This window comes from Streptomyces durmitorensis, from assembly GCF_023498005.1.
Taxonomy (GTDB): domain Bacteria; phylum Actinomycetota; class Actinomycetes; order Streptomycetales; family Streptomycetaceae; genus Streptomyces; species Streptomyces durmitorensis.
The window spans coordinates 625,450-639,026 of the sequence record NZ_CP097289.1; the positions used below are offsets into that span (position 1 = coordinate 625,450).

The following is a 13,577-nucleotide window of genomic DNA, read 5'->3' on the forward strand; positions in this document are numbered from 1 at the left end:
CCAGAGACGCGGAACTTCACCGCCCGCGCGCAGGCGCCGATTCGGGCCGGTTCGAGCCGCCTGCTGAGAGACCTCCGCGTCGCAGAGACGCAGGCGTACGCCCGAGGAAGTCCCGCGCGGTACGGGTGAGATGGGCCTGGTCGGCGAAGCCCGCGGTGGCTGCGGCCAGGGCTGTCGTGGAATCCGGCAGGTCGGCGATCGCGGTGCGGAGCCGCCCCCATCGGCGCAAGCGGGCCAGTGCGATGCCCACGTCCTGCCGGACCAGGGCGCGCAGCCGCGGGGCCGAAAGGCCGACCTCGTCGGCGACGGAGGTGATGGGCATGTCCGGCTCGCGCTCCGTGCACAGGTCGATGGCGTGGGCGACTCTCGGATCGAGGGCGGACCTCACCCGCGCCGAGCCGGATCGGCCCCGGGCAGGGCGGCAGCAGCCACGAGTCGATGAACAGAGCGACGTACGGCGAGGTCGCCGCGCAGGTGTGGGCCAGTTGGGGCGGCACGATCAGACCGGGAGCCGCCACCATGGGCCCCGCCGGCTGAAGGAGTTCGGCGTGGCCGCCGATCGGCAGCACGGCTTTCCACACGGGCAGCCGGTGTCGGGCGACGCGGAACGGGCGCGACTCGGCGAACATCGTCGCCTCGGCGCCGGAGGCGAAGACGATGCGGCGATCGTTTTGTTCAAGTACCCAGGCACGAGGTGAACGGATCATCGTGCCATGCACGCTATCGCCGCCGTCGGATTGGCCGTCTTCCTGGCCGTCACAGGAGTCACGCACTTCCTGGCCCCCGGCTACTTCCGCACGCTGGTACCCGCATGGCTCCGCCGGGAGCGGCTCCTCGTGGCCGTCAGCGGGGCGGCGGAGGTCGTGGTGGGTGTGCTGGTGCTGGTTCCCTGCACCAGACAGGCCGGGGCTTGGGCCGCCGCCGTCCTGATCAGCTGCTACCAGGTGTCCCACGTGGACGCGCTGCGACGCGCGCGGCCGGACCGGCCCAGGCTGCTGGAGCGGCCGGTCGGTGCGGTGGCTCGGCTGGTGGTGAACGTCCTCTACATCGCCTGGGCCGTCGCCGTGGCCGGGTCCGCGGCGTGACGGCCCCTGGTCACCATGCCTTGATGACCGGCGCGTCCGGCTCGTGCTGCCTCCAGACCTCGTTGACGCGCACGAGCCGGTGCGCGGCGGCGATGCCGCTCAGGAACGCGACCTTGCCGTCACTGACCTCGAACGCCACAGCGCCCACGACCCGGCCGTCGATCACGGCGAGGACGGCCGGGGAGCCGTTGACCACCCCGACATGGAGCGCGGGCGAGCCGCCGGCAAGGCGCCGCTTCGCCGGAGTGGGCCTGAAGCCTGCCCGTACGTAGGAGGCGACCCGCTCGCGCGTCTTGTACCGCAGGAGACGCTTGGCAAGGCCTGCGCCGTCCGAGACCGCCGTCACGTCATCCGTGAGCAGCTCCACGAGCCGTTCGGTCCGCCCCGACATGGCGGCGGCGAGGAACTCCTCGACGACCCGGCGCGCGGACGCGGGGTCGGTCTCGCCGCCGCGCCGGCGCTCGGCGGAGACCCGGATGCGGGCCCGGTGGGCGTGCTGCTGGCTCGCGGACACGGTGATGTCGAGGATCCCGGCGATCTCGGCATGGCCGTACGAGAAGGCCTCACGCAGGACGTAGACGGCCCGCTCGACCGGCGAGAGGCGCTCCAAGAGGGTCAGTACGGCCAAGGACACTGATTCGCGCTGCTCGAAGGTGTCGGCAGGTCCGAGCATCGGGTCGCCGTCGAGGAGCGGCTCGGGCAACCAGGCGCCGGCCACTCGCTCGTGGCGCGCCTGCGCCGAGCGGAGCCGGTCGAGGCAGAGATGGGTGACGACCTTGGTCAGCCAGGCTTCCGGCACCTCGATCCGGTCGCGGTCCGCGGCCTGCCAGCGCAGGAACGCGTCCTGCACGGCGTCCTCGGCGTCGGCGGCCGAGCCGAGCAGACGGTACGCCAGCGAGGCCAGCCGGCCGCGGCTGGCCTCGAACCGATCGACGGCTGCACTGTCCATGCGGAACAACTTAGAACACCCTCGAACAACTTATGCGGCGACCCTCACACCGGGCCGGTCGGACACGGTGGCCAGGCGGCGCCTGCGCTTCGGCAGGCCGAAAGTCGGATGGGCGATGCTCAGGACGGACCCCTTGAGGATGCCCGCCTTGAACCGTGTGGCGGCCCAGCCGCCCAGGTACCAGGACTTCGACCGGGCCTCCCCGTCCACCGCCTGGAAGATCGCGTCCCGCCGCCCGAGGCTGATGTGGTTGCCGACGTACTTCAGGGCGCGGGTCGGGACCTCGCCGCCCGTGAGGCGCGCGATGATCGCGGCGGTCGCCTGCATGTTGGTGAAGCCGGCCGAGGCACAGGACATCGGCAGCGGGCGGCCGTTCTCGCCGATCGCGTGGACGCTGTCACCCGCGGCGTACACGTCCGGGTGCGAGACCGAGCGCATGGTGCGGTCGACGACGATCTGGCCGGTCTCGGCGACCTCCAGACCGCTGGCGGCCGCGATGGGGTGCACGGCGAACCCGGCCGTCCACACGGTCACTTCGGCCGGGATCGACGTGCCGTCGGCGGTGATCGCCCGGGTCGGCTCGACGGCTTCGATGCCGGTGTGCTCGTGGACGGTGATGCCGAGCCGGTCGAAGGCCTGGCGCAGGTGGCGGCGGGCCTTCGGGGAGAGCCAGGCACCCAGTTCGCCGCGGGCGGCGAGGGCGACCGAGAGGTCGGGCCGGGACTCGGCGAACTCGGTGGCGCTCTCGATGCCGGTAAGCCCCTCACCGACTACGAGGACGGTGCCGCCCTCGCCCAGGCCGGCCATGCGTTCGCGCAGCCGCAGCGCCGAGTCCCGGCCTGTCACATCGAAGGCGTGCTCGGTCACGCCGGGGACGCCGTGGTGGGCCACGGAGCTGCCGAGCGCGTAGAGAAGCGTGTCGTAGGCGAGTTCCCCGTCGCCGTCCTCGCCGGTCACGGCGACGGTCCTGCGCTCGGGGTCGACGCCGGTGACGCGCGCCAGGCGCAGTCGCACCCCGGTGCCCGCGAATATGTCGGCGAGCTTGCGGAATCCGAGGTCCTGGCCGATCGCGAGCTGGTGGAGCCGCATTCGCTCGACGAAGTCGGGCACGGCGTTGACGACGGTGATCTCGGTGTCGGCGGGGGAGAGCCGACGGGCCAGGTTCCCGGCGGCGAAGGCCCCGGCGTATCCGGCGCCGAGTACGACGATGCGGTGCTTCATGGCGTTGCTCCTGTCTCGTTCGCGTGCCCTCTGAACGAGATGGCGGCCCGATTGCTGACAGGAGTCGGATGTGACGCGGGTCACCGGGCTGACGCGCGGTACGTATTAGTTCATACGTTCGACTCGTTGGATACACTGGCCGCATGGCGACGCACCAGCTCCAGGGATCACTCTTCGATCAGGGCGACGACGTGCGCCTGGGACCTCTGAACGGAATTCGCAGGACAGTCCTCGGCGACGGGGCATGGATCGACCTCCTGCCGGGCTGGCTCGGTGGCGCCGATGTCCTGTTCGAGCGGCTGGCCGCGGACGTCCCGTGGAAGGCCGAGCGCCGGCAGATGTACGAAAGAGTCGTGGACGTACCGCGACTGCTCGCCTTCTACCGCGCCGGCGAACCACTCCCCCACGCCATTCTCGACGAGGCCCGCCAGGCACTCTCCGCGCACTACGCCGCCGAGCTGGGCGAGGCGTTCACGACGGCCGGCCTGTGCCACTACCGCGACGGACGCGACAGCGTGGCCTGGCACGGCGACCGCATCGGCCGGGGCGCCCGCGAGGACACGATGGTCGCCATCCTCTCGGCCGGGGCACCCCGCGACCTGCTGCTCCGCCCGCGCCACGGCGGCGAGACCGTCCGGCGCCCGCTCGGGCACGGCGACCTGATCGTGATGGGCGGCTCCTGCCAGCGCACCTGGGAGCACGCCATCCCCAAGTCGACCCGGGCGGCCGGAGGGCGCATCAGCATTCAGTTCCGCCCGCACGGAGTGCAGTGAGGCAGGCGGCGGCCGACTCCGCCAGCGTGCGGACCGCTGGATGCCAGGGGCCTGTGTGAGGGCCGGTCAGTGCGAGGTCGCGGGACATCTCCGGCTTCAGCGGCAGCAGGACCAGGTCGGGCGGGAGCAGGGAGCGGGAGACCTCTGACAGGACCGTCACGCCGACACCGGCCTGCACCATGCTGATCAGCGTCGCCAGGTCCCGCACTCGGTGAGCGGGGGCGAAGGGCAGCCCTGCCTGGGCGTGAATCGCACGGATGCGGGCTTCACAGTTGTTGGGCGATATCAGGAACCGGTCGTCCTCCAAGTCCCCGATGCCGACGAGCGGTTCGTCCGCCAAGGGGTGGTCCCGGGGCAGCACGGCCCGGTAGCGGTCCTCCGTCAGGTGGATCCCCTGTCCGGGCGGCGGGTCGATCACGATGGCGGCATCCGCCACGCCGTCCGCCAGCCAGGCCGCGATCTCGGTGCTGTCGCCCTCGAAGACCCGCACCGTCACCTGTGGTCGGGCCTCGTTCCAGTGCCGGAGCAGTTCCGGGCCCAGCCCCTGGCAGACCGTCGGTGTGCAGGCAAGACGTACGGTGCCCGTCATCGTCCCGGCGACTTCGGCCGCGATCTCCTCCACGGACCGGACCGCCGACAGTGCGGTGCGGGCGTGCGGCAGGATCCCCTCCCCCAGCGCCGTGGTCCGTACCGGCGTGGCGCGGACCAGCAGCGGGGCCTTCAGCTCGCGTTCGAGGGAGGCCACGGCGTGCGAGACCGCGGATTGGCTCATGCCCAGCTCGACGGCGGCCGCGCTGAAGCCGCCGGCTTCGACGACGGCGAGGAAAGCCCTCAGCTGGGGAATGTTCACGGTCATGCGGCGGCCTCATATGGCTATGACGTCGGTGCGTTGGATCCATCGTTGCAGGTCGGCCAGGCTTGCTCCGTGCCGCCGACTCCGGCCGGCGCCCACCGAGCACGTACTGAGGAGAGCCATGCCGTACATCCGCGTCACCGTCACCGACGCCGACCTGCCCACCGACGTACAGCGCGCCCTCGCCGAGGGGCTCACCGCCCTCGCGGTCTCGGCCCTCGGCAAGTCCAGCGCGCGCACCATCGTCCACATCGACGTGGTTCCGGCCGCCCTCTATTTCGTCGACGCCGAGCCCCTGACCGGCGGCCTCGACGCGCACGTCGAGGTCAGCATCACCCTGGGCACGAACAGCGCCGCGGAGAAGGCCGCCTTCATCGCCGGGGCCGATCAGCTCCTGACCGACCTTCTCGGCCCGCTCGCCCGCTGCGGCGTCGCGCTGCACGAACTGCCTCCCGAGAGCTACGGCTACCACGGGGTGACCCAGTTCGACTACTACCGCCAGGCGGGCTGACCCTCATCGCCAAGGACCGCGGGTGTCGGCCCATCCGGGCGGACCGTGATGCTGTAGGCGGCCTTCGCCGGAGTGGAGCGGAAGTGCGGGGTGGGGGCCGGCAGCAGGAGCTCCAGGAGGGCGGTCGACTCCCGGAGGGCGAACTGCAGGCCCAGGCAGGCCCGGGGGCCGATGCCGAACGGGAAGTAGCTTCCCGGGTGGGTGGGGCGCCGGCCGGGGGTGGTGAAGCGCGTGGGATCGAATTGGCCCGGGTCTTCCCAGAGTTGGGGGTCCCGGTGCGTGAGGTAGGGGCAGACCAGGACGTCGGTGCCCTCCTCGATCTCGTACCCCGCGAGGATGTCGTCCTGTGCCGCGCAGCGCGGCAGTATCCAGGCCGACGGGTAGAACCGCAGCGTCTCGTGGACGAGCGCCTGGATCGCCTGTCGCCGCTCGGGCGAGCCGTCGGGGCCCGCGGCCAGGGCCTGCTCCCGTGCCTTCGGGTTCTGGTCCAGCAGGAGGTGGAGCCAGGTCAGGGTGGTCGCGGTGGTCTCGTGTCCGGCGACAAGGAGGGTGACCAGCTCGTCGCGGATCAGCCGGTCCGTGTACTCGGGGCGCGTCTCGGCCGCTTCGATCAGGACGTGCAGCAGACCGGGACCGTCCGGTCCGGCCTCGCCGTCGCGTGCGGCGGCGATGGCCAGGCTCGCCACCGCGTCGATCCTGGCCAGGTCGGCGGCGACCGCCCCTTGGGCCGCGGCGCCGTCGGCGGGCAGTCTCGGCAGCGCGGCCACCACCGCGGCCACGGCGGCCAGTTCGCGCTCCGAGGCGGGGTCGAGGGCATGTCCCGTCAGGGAGCGCCAGATGGTGTCAAGGGCGAAGCGGCGCATCTCGTCGCCGACGTCGAAGACCTGCCCGGTGGCGGCGTACCCGGCCCAGCGCGCCGCCGTGGTCCGGGCGGCCCCGGTGATCCGCTGCTCGTAGCGGCGCATGCCACGGCCGGTGAACTGCGACTGCAGCAGCCGTCGTTGCCGCTGCCACGCGTCGCCCGTCGCGGCCAGGACTCCGTCGCCGATCAGCATCCGCGCGCGGTGCGAACGCTTCACGTACCGGTCGGGGTGGAACGCGAGCACGTGCTGCACGGCCTCGGGGGCGGTGACCAGGACGGTCGGCCGCGGACCGAGCCGGAAGGCGGCGATGCCGCCGAGCTGTTCGCGCGCCTGGGCGAAGAGTTCGATGAGTTCCCCTCCCCCGGCCTGCCACTGTCCGACGACGGTGGGATCGAGCTCCGGCACCCGGCGCCCGGGAGGCGACGGGAGGGAGCCGGGGCGGGCGCGGGTGGCCACGGGGCTGCTCCTGTTCGACGGCTGTACGTCGGCACGGACGGTTCGGCGGCTGTACGTCGGCACGGACGGGTGGAGGCGTCACGCACTGTAGGGGAGGTGGAGCGATACGCGACAGCCCGCGTCGCCGCGCGCGGAGGGGCCGGACCGCGCGGTGACGGTCCGGCCCCTGCGGTCGGCGTCGGTCAGACGCGGTCGGCCGCGATCAGGACGTACTGGAAGGAGCCGTCCTTGTACGAGTTGATGAACGCCTCCTCGATGCCGGTGACCAGGGACGACGTGGCCCGCAGCTCCCAGTAGGGCAGGGTCGCGGGCGTCAGGTCGACGATGGCCTGCGGCACCAAGCGGTTGTCGGCCATGGCGCGGAGGTACTCCCTGCGGGAGTGGATGTTGCACTCGAAGTGCGCGTTGATCTGGGAGACCCACTTCGAGGGCTGGCCGTAGCGCGGGTTCCAGCAGCCGGTGATGGTCACATAGCGGCCGCCGACCTCAAGGACCCGGGAGTGCTCGGAGAAGAGGTCGTGCAGGTCGACGTACATGCTCGACTCGTTGTTCCACGAGCCCGCGGCCTGGCCCGTCTCGAAGGGCATGTCGAGCATGTTGCACACGCGGGCACGGACGTGGTCCTGGATGCGCAGCTCATCGGCGCGCTGGTTGGCGAAGTCGGCCTGCTTGGCCGACAGGGTCACGCCCTCGACCTTGCATCCGAACCGCTGGTGAGCCATGACCATCGAACCGCCCCGGCCGCAACCGGCGTCCACGAGCGTGTCGTCGGGCCCGATGGAGCCGAGGTGGTCGAGCAGGACCTCGGCCTGCGCCGACTCCAGACGGTGGAGCTCGGTGATCAGCTTCTTCTCGTGCTCGCTGTCGTCGGCATCCCCCAGGGCGGCGTGGTCGACGTCGCCGATGCCGTAATGGTGGTGATAGAGCCCGTCGACGTCGCCGAGCCGCAGATTCACGGGCCGCGCCTCGTTGTTCCAGTAGCGCGCGATGTCGCCCTGGTAGGGCGTCGCCGGGGCGGGGACGAACGCGGCGGCGCTGTCGACAGTGGTGAACTCAGTGCTGGTCACAGGTAATTCCGTCCTTACCAGAAATCGGGCAGGCTGTATCGGTAGGTGTTGGTCTGGTGCCAGTGGTGGTTGCCGTCGACCCACACGGCCACGCCCCGCAGGAAGCGCTGCACGCTCGGGACGGGGCAGGAGGCGGCCAGCTCGGCGGCCTCGGCCTCGAAGTCGCGCATGAGGTCGTTGTGGACCTCGACCGCCTTCAGATAGGCGTCCCGCTCGGAGAGATCCTCGCGCTCGGCGATCACCACGGGCAGGTTCAAGTGCCGTCCGGGGCTGGCGAGTTCCTTGGTGTACGAGTACAGGTCGTTCACGATGGTGCTCGCGTTACCGGCGAGCGCCAGGACCCGCTGCATGGCCGGCTGCGCATGCAGGTCCGCCGGAAGTTCGTAGCCGCCGACGGTGTCGGTGATGGTGGGGCAGGGCCGGAAGTTGTTGAACTGCCGCATCGCCAGGTACTCCCACACCTCAGGGGTGTGGTCCGTCTGGGCCCAGGCGGCCTCCGCGAGGTACCCGAGGTGCAGTCGGGCCATGTCGTGGCGGTAGCGGTCGGCCTGTGAGGCGGTGGACTGCTGGACGAAGTAGTCCATCGCGGAGCGGTAGGCGCGCCGCGGCGCGTCCGCGTGCAGCGACTGCGCCCACTGCGGCTGGTACTCCTTCGTCACGTGCAGGTGGTCGAGGGCGGTGTGCGCCAGGAGAAGGCGTCCCCCTAGCCCGATCGGCGAGCCTCCGTGGTCCTCGCAGTAGCAGTCGTCGACCGCGTTCTCGGCGACCATGAGGCGTGTGGCGACCATCAGGTGGTCGATGGTCGGGGCATCGGGATGGCAGGCGACCATGTAGCGCCCGACGGAGAAGCCGTCGAACTGGCCCTCCCACTCGTCGGGGAACAGCTCGACCTCGTCCACCGCCCAGTCTTTGACCCGGCGGCTGACCTCCTCAACGCGTGCGGGGTCAGGCTCCGGCACCGGGTGGTAGTAGAGGCCCGGGATGTGAAGGGCCTCCGCCGGCGGCTCAGTTGCCGCAGACTCCGACAGCTCCGGTGGCTCCGACGGCCCCGCCGGCTGCGACAGCTCCGACAACCCCGGCGGCTCCTCGCGCCGGGCCAGGTGCAAGCTCGCGGTGCCGAGGCCGCTGGGGCCGCGCAGGATCCGCTCCAGCTCGGAGAGGGGGGTCGATGGCAGGTCGGACGGGACGCCGCCGGCGTGGACGGGGGTGGGGACTTGCTCCCCGATGAGGGCCGCAGCGGCAGGCGGGCTCGACTGCGGAGGGGAGAACCCGGGATCGGGCATCCGTGGCTCCTTGGTGGGGTGGGTGGCCTCTCCCGGATCCGGGCACGCTTGCCCGGCCCGGGGGGTTCCGGGCTGTCGTGGCCGTACGACGGATCCTCTAGGCGCGCCTGTGGGCGATCTGCACGTTCTCCAGCACGCCGAGGGCGTTGGGCACCAGGATGGCGGCGGAGTAGTACGTGCTGACCAGGTACGAGGTGATCGCCTGCTCGCCGATGCCCATGAAGCGCACCGACAGGCCGGGCTCGTACTCGTCCGGCAGTCCGGTCTGATGCAGACCGATGACGCCTTGGTTGTCTTCGCCGATGCGCATGGCGAGGATCGAGCTGGTCTGCTCCTTGGTGATGGGGATCTTGTTGCAGGGCAGGATCGGGACCCCGCGCCAGGCCGGTACCTGCTGTCCGCCGAGGTCGACGTGATCGGGGTAGATCCCACGGGCGTTGAACTCACGCCCGATCGCCGCGATCGTCCTGGGGTGGGCGAGGAAGAGCTTCGTGCCGCGGCGGCGGCAGAGCAGCTCGTCGAGGTCGTCCGGGATGGGCGGGCCCGAGTGGGGCTGGATCCGCTGCTTGAAGTCGGCGTTGTGGAGCAGGCCGAACTCGCGGTTGTTGATCAGCTCGTGCTCCTGGCGCTCGCGCAGCGCCTCGATGGTGAGCCTGAGCTGCTCCTCGGTCTGGTTCATCGGCCCGTTGTAGAGGTCGGTGACCCTCGTGTGGACCCGCAGAATGGTCTGTGCGGCGGAGAGTTCGTACTCGCGCGGCTTGAGTTCGTAGTCGACGAAGGCGCCGGGCAGTTCGGCTTCGCCGACATGTCCGGCGGACATCGCGATCTCGGCCTCGCCGTGCTTGTTCTGGCGCTGTTTCGGGAGCCGGCTGAGCTCGTGAAGGTGGGTCTGCAGGCTCGGTGCCGTGGACAGCACGGCGGCGAAGTCGGCGCGGGACAGGGTGAGCAGGGTGCCCGCGGTCTCGGCCTTCGCGGTGGATTCCCACCTGGCGTCGGCGTCCTGAAGGGAGTTCTCCCCGAACCGGTCGCCGTCGGCGAGGACCGCGACGCCGACCTCGTCGCCGTACTTCCCCACGGAGTGCTGGCTGATCCGGCCGTGGGCGATCAGGTGGAGCGCCTCGGCGGGGGCACCGCGCTCGACCAGTACCTCACCGGCACGGAAGTCGCGCTGGACGCACCGCCCTGCGATCGCGGTCAGCACCTCCACGTCGTCGAAGCGGCGCAGCAGGGCCAGTTCGCCCAGTTCCCGGGGGATCACCCGGACGTCGACGCCGTCCTGGACGAACTCGATGCGTCCGTCGCCGACGGTGTAGCTCAGTCGGCGGTTCACGCGGTAGGCACCGCCCTTGGTCTCCACCCAGGGGAGCATCCGCAGCAGCCAGCGAGAGGTGATCTCCTGCATCTGCGGGGCGGACTTGGTCGTATGGGCGAGGTTACGGGCAGCCGCGGTGCTCAGGCTGGACCGCCGGGGCGGTTCCAGTTGTGCTGCCGGGCTGGTCTCAACGGTCATCGGGGCGAGCTCTCCTTCACGAGGGAGGTAATCGGCGTGGGCGCGCCAACCGGCGAACGCGGAAGTAGGGGCGTAATGTCGCGGAATTCGTCTTGATCCGGTGCCCATTTAACGGCCGTTGCGCCTGGCTCGCCCGATAAGGCCGTGGGCAGCACACGAAACAGTGATCTTGCTTCGTACAGGGTTTATCCCGGCGACCGGCGACGTTCCGGCCACCTGGCCGAGAGGGCATGCACGGACACGCGGGCACAAGAGAACACCGCCTTCGGCTCCGAAGGCGGTGTTCCAACTGACGTTCTTCTGGATGGACTTGCTCGATGAGCCGCTGTCAGGGGGTGAGGGCTTCTCTCAGCCTCTCGGGCGTGGTGAACCGGTGGCCGCGTATGCCGACCGTCTCGGCGGCGCGGATGTTCTCGTCTCGGTCGTCGACGAAGAGGACGCGGTCCGGCGCGGCGCGCAGGGCGTTCAGGCACCACTCGTACGCCCCGAGGTCCGGCTTCGCGTGGCCGATGCGGCAGGAGAAGGCGCGGAGGGAGAAGCGCTTGAGCCAGGGGTGGTGTTCCTCGTAGTAAGTGGCGAGCTCCTCGGGGATGTTGGACAGGAGGGCGATACGGCGGCCGGACGCCGCGAGCTCCTCGACCAGGGCGACCATCACCTCGTCCACGGCGCTCCAGCCGGCGATGTCGGCGTCGATGAGGTCCGCGATCCGGTGCGCGTCGAAGCGGACGTCGAGGGAGTCCGCCACCTGGCGCCAGTAGGCGGGGCCGGTCAACTCGCCCTGGTCGTAGGGCTGTCTGCAGGCCCAGTAGGCGTCCCAGAACGCAGCGGCGGGGACCTCGGCCGTGCGGACGAGGCGGTCCTTGCCTTCGGTGGACTGGTGGCGCGCGATGACCCCGAACAGATCGAACAACACGACGGTCACGGGGTTCACACCTTTCGTACGGTGACGCCTGCGGCGGACAGCGCGTCGGTCTCGTCCTGCGCGGCGGCCTCGTCGGTGACGACGGCGTGCAGGGCCGCGGCCGGGGCGACGAAGGCGAGGGCCGTGCGGGAGAGCTTGGGGGCGTCCGCGACGGCGATGACGCGGCGGGCCGATGCGATCGCGGCGCGTTTGACCGCGGCGTCGTCCAGGTCGTACGCGGTCAGGCCGTGTGTCGCGTTCAGTCCGCAGCAGCCGATGACCGCGGTGTCGAAGCGCAGGGCGGCCAGGGACGCCTCGGTCAGCGGTCCGGTCAGCGCCAGCTCACCGGGCCGGGGCCTGCCGCCCGGGACCAGGAGCGTCAGCTGCGGCGCCCCGGTGAGCGCGTTCACCGCGTGGAGGGACAGCGGCATCACGGTCAGGCGGCACTGCTCCAGCGCGCGGGCCACTTCCAGGCAGGTGGTGCCGCTGTCGATGACGACGGACTCGCCGTCCGCGATCAGGCCCGCGACCTCGGCGGCGATGCGCCGCTTGGCCTCGATGCCGTCCTGCGCCCGGAGTGCGAAGGGCGGTTCCTCGCCGCGCAGCAGCAGGCTTCTCGCGCCGCCGCGGTAGCGCTCCAGGGCGCCTTGGTCCGCCAGGGCCTCCAGGTCGCGGCGGATGGTCATCTCCGAAGCGCCGGTCAGTTCCGCGAGCTCCGCGACGCCCATCCGGCCGGCCTCGCGTACGGCATCGCTGATCTGCCTCAGTCGGTCTGTGCTGCTCGCCATGCCGACATTGAACATGATGGATGTGCGACACGCAATCTTCCGAACAGCTTCTATGTTCGTTATGTTCGATGACATGGAAAGATCGCTGCGCTCGGGCCGACTGGCCACCTTCGTCTACTTCACTCTCAACGGCTTCCTCATGGGGATGTGGATCGTCCACATCCCGGCCGTCGAACACCGCGCCGGCATCAGCCATGCCGTGCTCGGCTGGCTCCTGCTGCTGCTCGGCGCGGGGGCCTTCGCCGGGATGCAGCTCGTCGGTCCGCTCACCGACCGCTTCGGCGCCCGCACCGTCGTACCGCTCAGCGCGGCCCTGTGCAGTGCGGCGGTGGTCCTGCCGGGGCTCGCCACGAGCGCCTGGGCGCTGGGGGCCGCACTGCTGGTGCTGGGCCTCGGCAACGGCTGCCTGGACGTCAGCATGAACGCCCACGCCATCCAGGTCGAGCGCGGCTACGAACGACCCGTCATGTCCGCCTTCCACGCCACCTTCTCCATCGGCGGAGTCCTCGCCGCGCTGGTCGGTGCCCGCACCCTCAGCTGGGAGCTGAGCCCGTCGCTGACCCTTGGCGCCGTGGCGCTCTTCGGCCTCGCCGTCGCCGCGCTGGCCGCGCCCGCGCTGCTGCGTCCGGAGGCCGACCCCACCGAACCGGACCCCACCGAACCGGACTCCGCCGCCGAGACGTCGACCCGGCGCAGGACGCCCCGGCGCATCTGGATGCTGGCCGCGCTCGCCCTGATGCTCATGCTCTGCGAAGGCGTCGCCAACGACTGGAGCGTGCTCCACCTGCGGGACACCCTGGACGCGCCCGCAGCCACCGCCGCCCTCGCCTACGGCGCCTTCGCCACGGCGATGACCGTCGGCCGGCTGCTCGCCGACCGGATCGCCGCGCGCCACGGCCCGGTGGCCGTACTGCGCCACGGCGCTTCGGTGGCCGCCGTGGGCATGACGGTGGCCGCGCTGTCCCCGTGGATACCGCTGGCCCTGCTCGGCTGGACGGTGTTCGGGATCGGGCTCTCCGGCTGCATCCCGCAGCTGTTCAGCGCCGCGGGCCACGCCGACCAGGACGCCGCCGGAGCCAATGTCTCCCGAGTCGCGGGCCTCGGTTACCTCGGCATGCTCGCCGGGCCCGCCGTCATCGGGCCGCTCACGCACGCCGTGCCGCTCAACCTCACGTTCTTCCTGCCCGTGGCGTTCTGCGTCCTGGCCGCCTGCACCGCCGGGATCCTGCGCACCCGGCCCACCGCCGCCGCCCCCGCCGAGAACCGCGACAGCGAGGTCACCACGTACGAACTCAACACATAGGACCTCACGCGGGC

The 13,577-nt window shown here is 71.1% G+C and carries 14 protein-coding genes; 4 read left to right on the forward strand and 10 right to left on the reverse strand.

What is annotated here, in order from left to right:
• Positions 1–16: 16 nt before the first annotated feature.
• The gene (locus tag M4V62_RS02655; protein ID WP_249585563.1) at positions 17–322 is read right to left on the reverse strand and encodes a helix-turn-helix domain-containing protein; all 306 of its coding nucleotides are present in this window, start codon (positions 320–322) and stop codon (positions 17–19) included.
• A 391-nt stretch (positions 323–713) separates the two neighbouring features.
• Here M4V62_RS02655 and M4V62_RS02660 point away from each other — a divergent pair, with 391 nt between their 5' ends.
• A complete protein-coding gene (locus tag M4V62_RS02660) occupies positions 714–1,085 on the forward strand; it encodes a MauE/DoxX family redox-associated membrane protein (protein WP_249585564.1) in 372 nt (123 codons plus the stop codon).
• A gap of 10 nt (positions 1,086–1,095) precedes the next feature.
• Here M4V62_RS02660 and M4V62_RS02665 read toward each other — a convergent pair whose 3' ends face one another.
• Together M4V62_RS02665 and M4V62_RS02670 are read right to left on the reverse strand one after the other, a co-directional pair.
• A complete protein-coding gene (locus M4V62_RS02665) occupies positions 1,096–2,034 on the reverse strand; it encodes a sigma-70 family RNA polymerase sigma factor (protein ID WP_249585565.1) in 939 nt (312 codons plus the stop codon).
• Between the two features lie 30 nt (positions 2,035–2,064).
• Positions 2,065–3,255 carry an NAD(P)/FAD-dependent oxidoreductase gene (locus tag M4V62_RS02670; RefSeq protein ID WP_249585566.1) on the reverse strand — a complete coding sequence of 397 codons (1,191 nt, stop codon included), beginning with the start codon at positions 3,253–3,255 and terminating at the stop codon, positions 2,065–2,067.
• Between the two features lie 143 nt (positions 3,256–3,398).
• On the opposite strand from M4V62_RS02670, the gene M4V62_RS02675 reads away from it, so the two are divergent.
• The gene (locus tag M4V62_RS02675) at positions 3,399–4,028 is read left to right on the forward strand and encodes an alpha-ketoglutarate-dependent dioxygenase AlkB (protein WP_249585567.1); all 630 of its coding nucleotides are present in this window, start codon (positions 3,399–3,401) and stop codon (positions 4,026–4,028) included.
• Here the strand turns inward: M4V62_RS02675 and M4V62_RS02680 are convergent.
• Positions 3,994–4,884, reverse strand: a complete 891-nt coding sequence (locus M4V62_RS02680; protein WP_249585568.1) for a LysR family transcriptional regulator — start codon at positions 4,882–4,884, stop codon at positions 3,994–3,996. The genes M4V62_RS02675 and M4V62_RS02680 overlap by 35 nt on opposite strands.
• A gap of 118 nt (positions 4,885–5,002) precedes the next feature.
• Between M4V62_RS02680 and M4V62_RS02685 the strand changes: the two genes are divergently transcribed.
• Positions 5,003–5,392 carry a tautomerase family protein gene (locus tag M4V62_RS02685; protein WP_249585569.1) on the forward strand — a complete coding sequence of 130 codons (390 nt, stop codon included), beginning with the start codon at positions 5,003–5,005 and terminating at the stop codon, positions 5,390–5,392.
• On the opposite strand, the gene M4V62_RS02690 is transcribed toward M4V62_RS02685, so the two are convergent.
• The 6 genes from M4V62_RS02690 to M4V62_RS02715 all read right to left on the reverse strand — a co-directional run bounded on the left by M4V62_RS02690 (position 5,374) and on the right by M4V62_RS02715 (position 12,260).
• The gene (locus M4V62_RS02690) at positions 5,374–6,711 is read right to left on the reverse strand and encodes a cytochrome P450 (RefSeq protein WP_249585570.1); all 1,338 of its coding nucleotides are present in this window, start codon (positions 6,709–6,711) and stop codon (positions 5,374–5,376) included. The two genes, M4V62_RS02685 and M4V62_RS02690, sit on opposite strands and share 19 nt — an antisense overlap.
• Before the next feature lie 182 nt (positions 6,712–6,893).
• A complete protein-coding gene (locus M4V62_RS02695) occupies positions 6,894–7,778 on the reverse strand; it encodes a geranyl diphosphate 2-C-methyltransferase (protein WP_249585571.1) in 885 nt (294 codons plus the stop codon).
• 14 nt (positions 7,779–7,792) lie between these two features.
• The gene (locus M4V62_RS02700) at positions 7,793–9,061 is read right to left on the reverse strand and encodes a family 2 encapsulin nanocompartment cargo protein terpene cyclase (protein ID WP_249585572.1); all 1,269 of its coding nucleotides are present in this window, start codon (positions 9,059–9,061) and stop codon (positions 7,793–7,795) included.
• Between the two features lie 97 nt (positions 9,062–9,158).
• On the reverse strand, positions 9,159–10,571 hold the full coding sequence (locus tag M4V62_RS02705; RefSeq protein ID WP_249585573.1) for a family 2B encapsulin nanocompartment shell protein: 1,413 nt from the start codon (positions 10,569–10,571) through the stop codon (positions 9,159–9,161).
• A gap of 328 nt (positions 10,572–10,899) precedes the next feature.
• On the reverse strand, positions 10,900–11,493 hold the full coding sequence (locus M4V62_RS02710) for an HAD family hydrolase (RefSeq protein ID WP_249585574.1): 594 nt from the start codon (positions 11,491–11,493) through the stop codon (positions 10,900–10,902).
• Positions 11,494–11,498: 5 nt separating this feature from the next.
• Positions 11,499–12,260 carry a DeoR/GlpR family DNA-binding transcription regulator gene (locus tag M4V62_RS02715; RefSeq protein ID WP_249585575.1) on the reverse strand — a complete coding sequence of 254 codons (762 nt, stop codon included), beginning with the start codon at positions 12,258–12,260 and terminating at the stop codon, positions 11,499–11,501.
• Between the two features lie 73 nt (positions 12,261–12,333).
• On the opposite strand from M4V62_RS02715, the gene M4V62_RS02720 reads away from it, so the two are divergent.
• Positions 12,334–13,563, forward strand: a complete 1,230-nt coding sequence (locus M4V62_RS02720) for an MFS transporter (RefSeq protein WP_249585576.1) — start codon at positions 12,334–12,336, stop codon at positions 13,561–13,563.
• The last annotated feature ends 14 nt before the right edge of the window (positions 13,564–13,577 follow it).

Coding starts and splice junctions, on each gene's coding strand:
- M4V62_RS02655 (WP_249585563.1), bottom strand. CDS start 322: ATGCCCATCACCTCCGTCGCCGACGAGGTCGGCCTTTCGGCCCCGCGG.
- M4V62_RS02660 (WP_249585564.1), top strand. CDS start 714: ATGCACGCTATCGCCGCCGTCGGATTGGCCGTCTTCCTGGCCGTCACA.
- M4V62_RS02665 (WP_249585565.1), bottom strand. CDS start 2,034: ATGGACAGTGCAGCCGTCGATCGGTTCGAGGCCAGCCGCGGCCGGCTG.
- M4V62_RS02670 (WP_249585566.1), bottom strand. CDS start 3,255: ATGAAGCACCGCATCGTCGTACTCGGCGCCGGATACGCCGGGGCCTTC.
- M4V62_RS02675 (WP_249585567.1), top strand. CDS start 3,399: ATGGCGACGCACCAGCTCCAGGGATCACTCTTCGATCAGGGCGACGAC.
- M4V62_RS02680 (WP_249585568.1), bottom strand. CDS start 4,884: ATGACCGTGAACATTCCCCAGCTGAGGGCTTTCCTCGCCGTCGTCGAA.
- M4V62_RS02685 (WP_249585569.1), top strand. CDS start 5,003: ATGCCGTACATCCGCGTCACCGTCACCGACGCCGACCTGCCCACCGAC.
- M4V62_RS02700 (WP_249585572.1), bottom strand. CDS start 9,061: ATGCCCGATCCCGGGTTCTCCCCTCCGCAGTCGAGCCCGCCTGCCGCT.
- M4V62_RS02705 (WP_249585573.1), bottom strand. CDS start 10,571: ATGACCGTTGAGACCAGCCCGGCAGCACAACTGGAACCGCCCCGGCGG.
- M4V62_RS02715 (WP_249585575.1), bottom strand. CDS start 12,260: ATGGCGAGCAGCACAGACCGACTGAGGCAGATCAGCGATGCCGTACGC.
- M4V62_RS02720 (WP_249585576.1), top strand. CDS start 12,334: ATGGAAAGATCGCTGCGCTCGGGCCGACTGGCCACCTTCGTCTACTTC.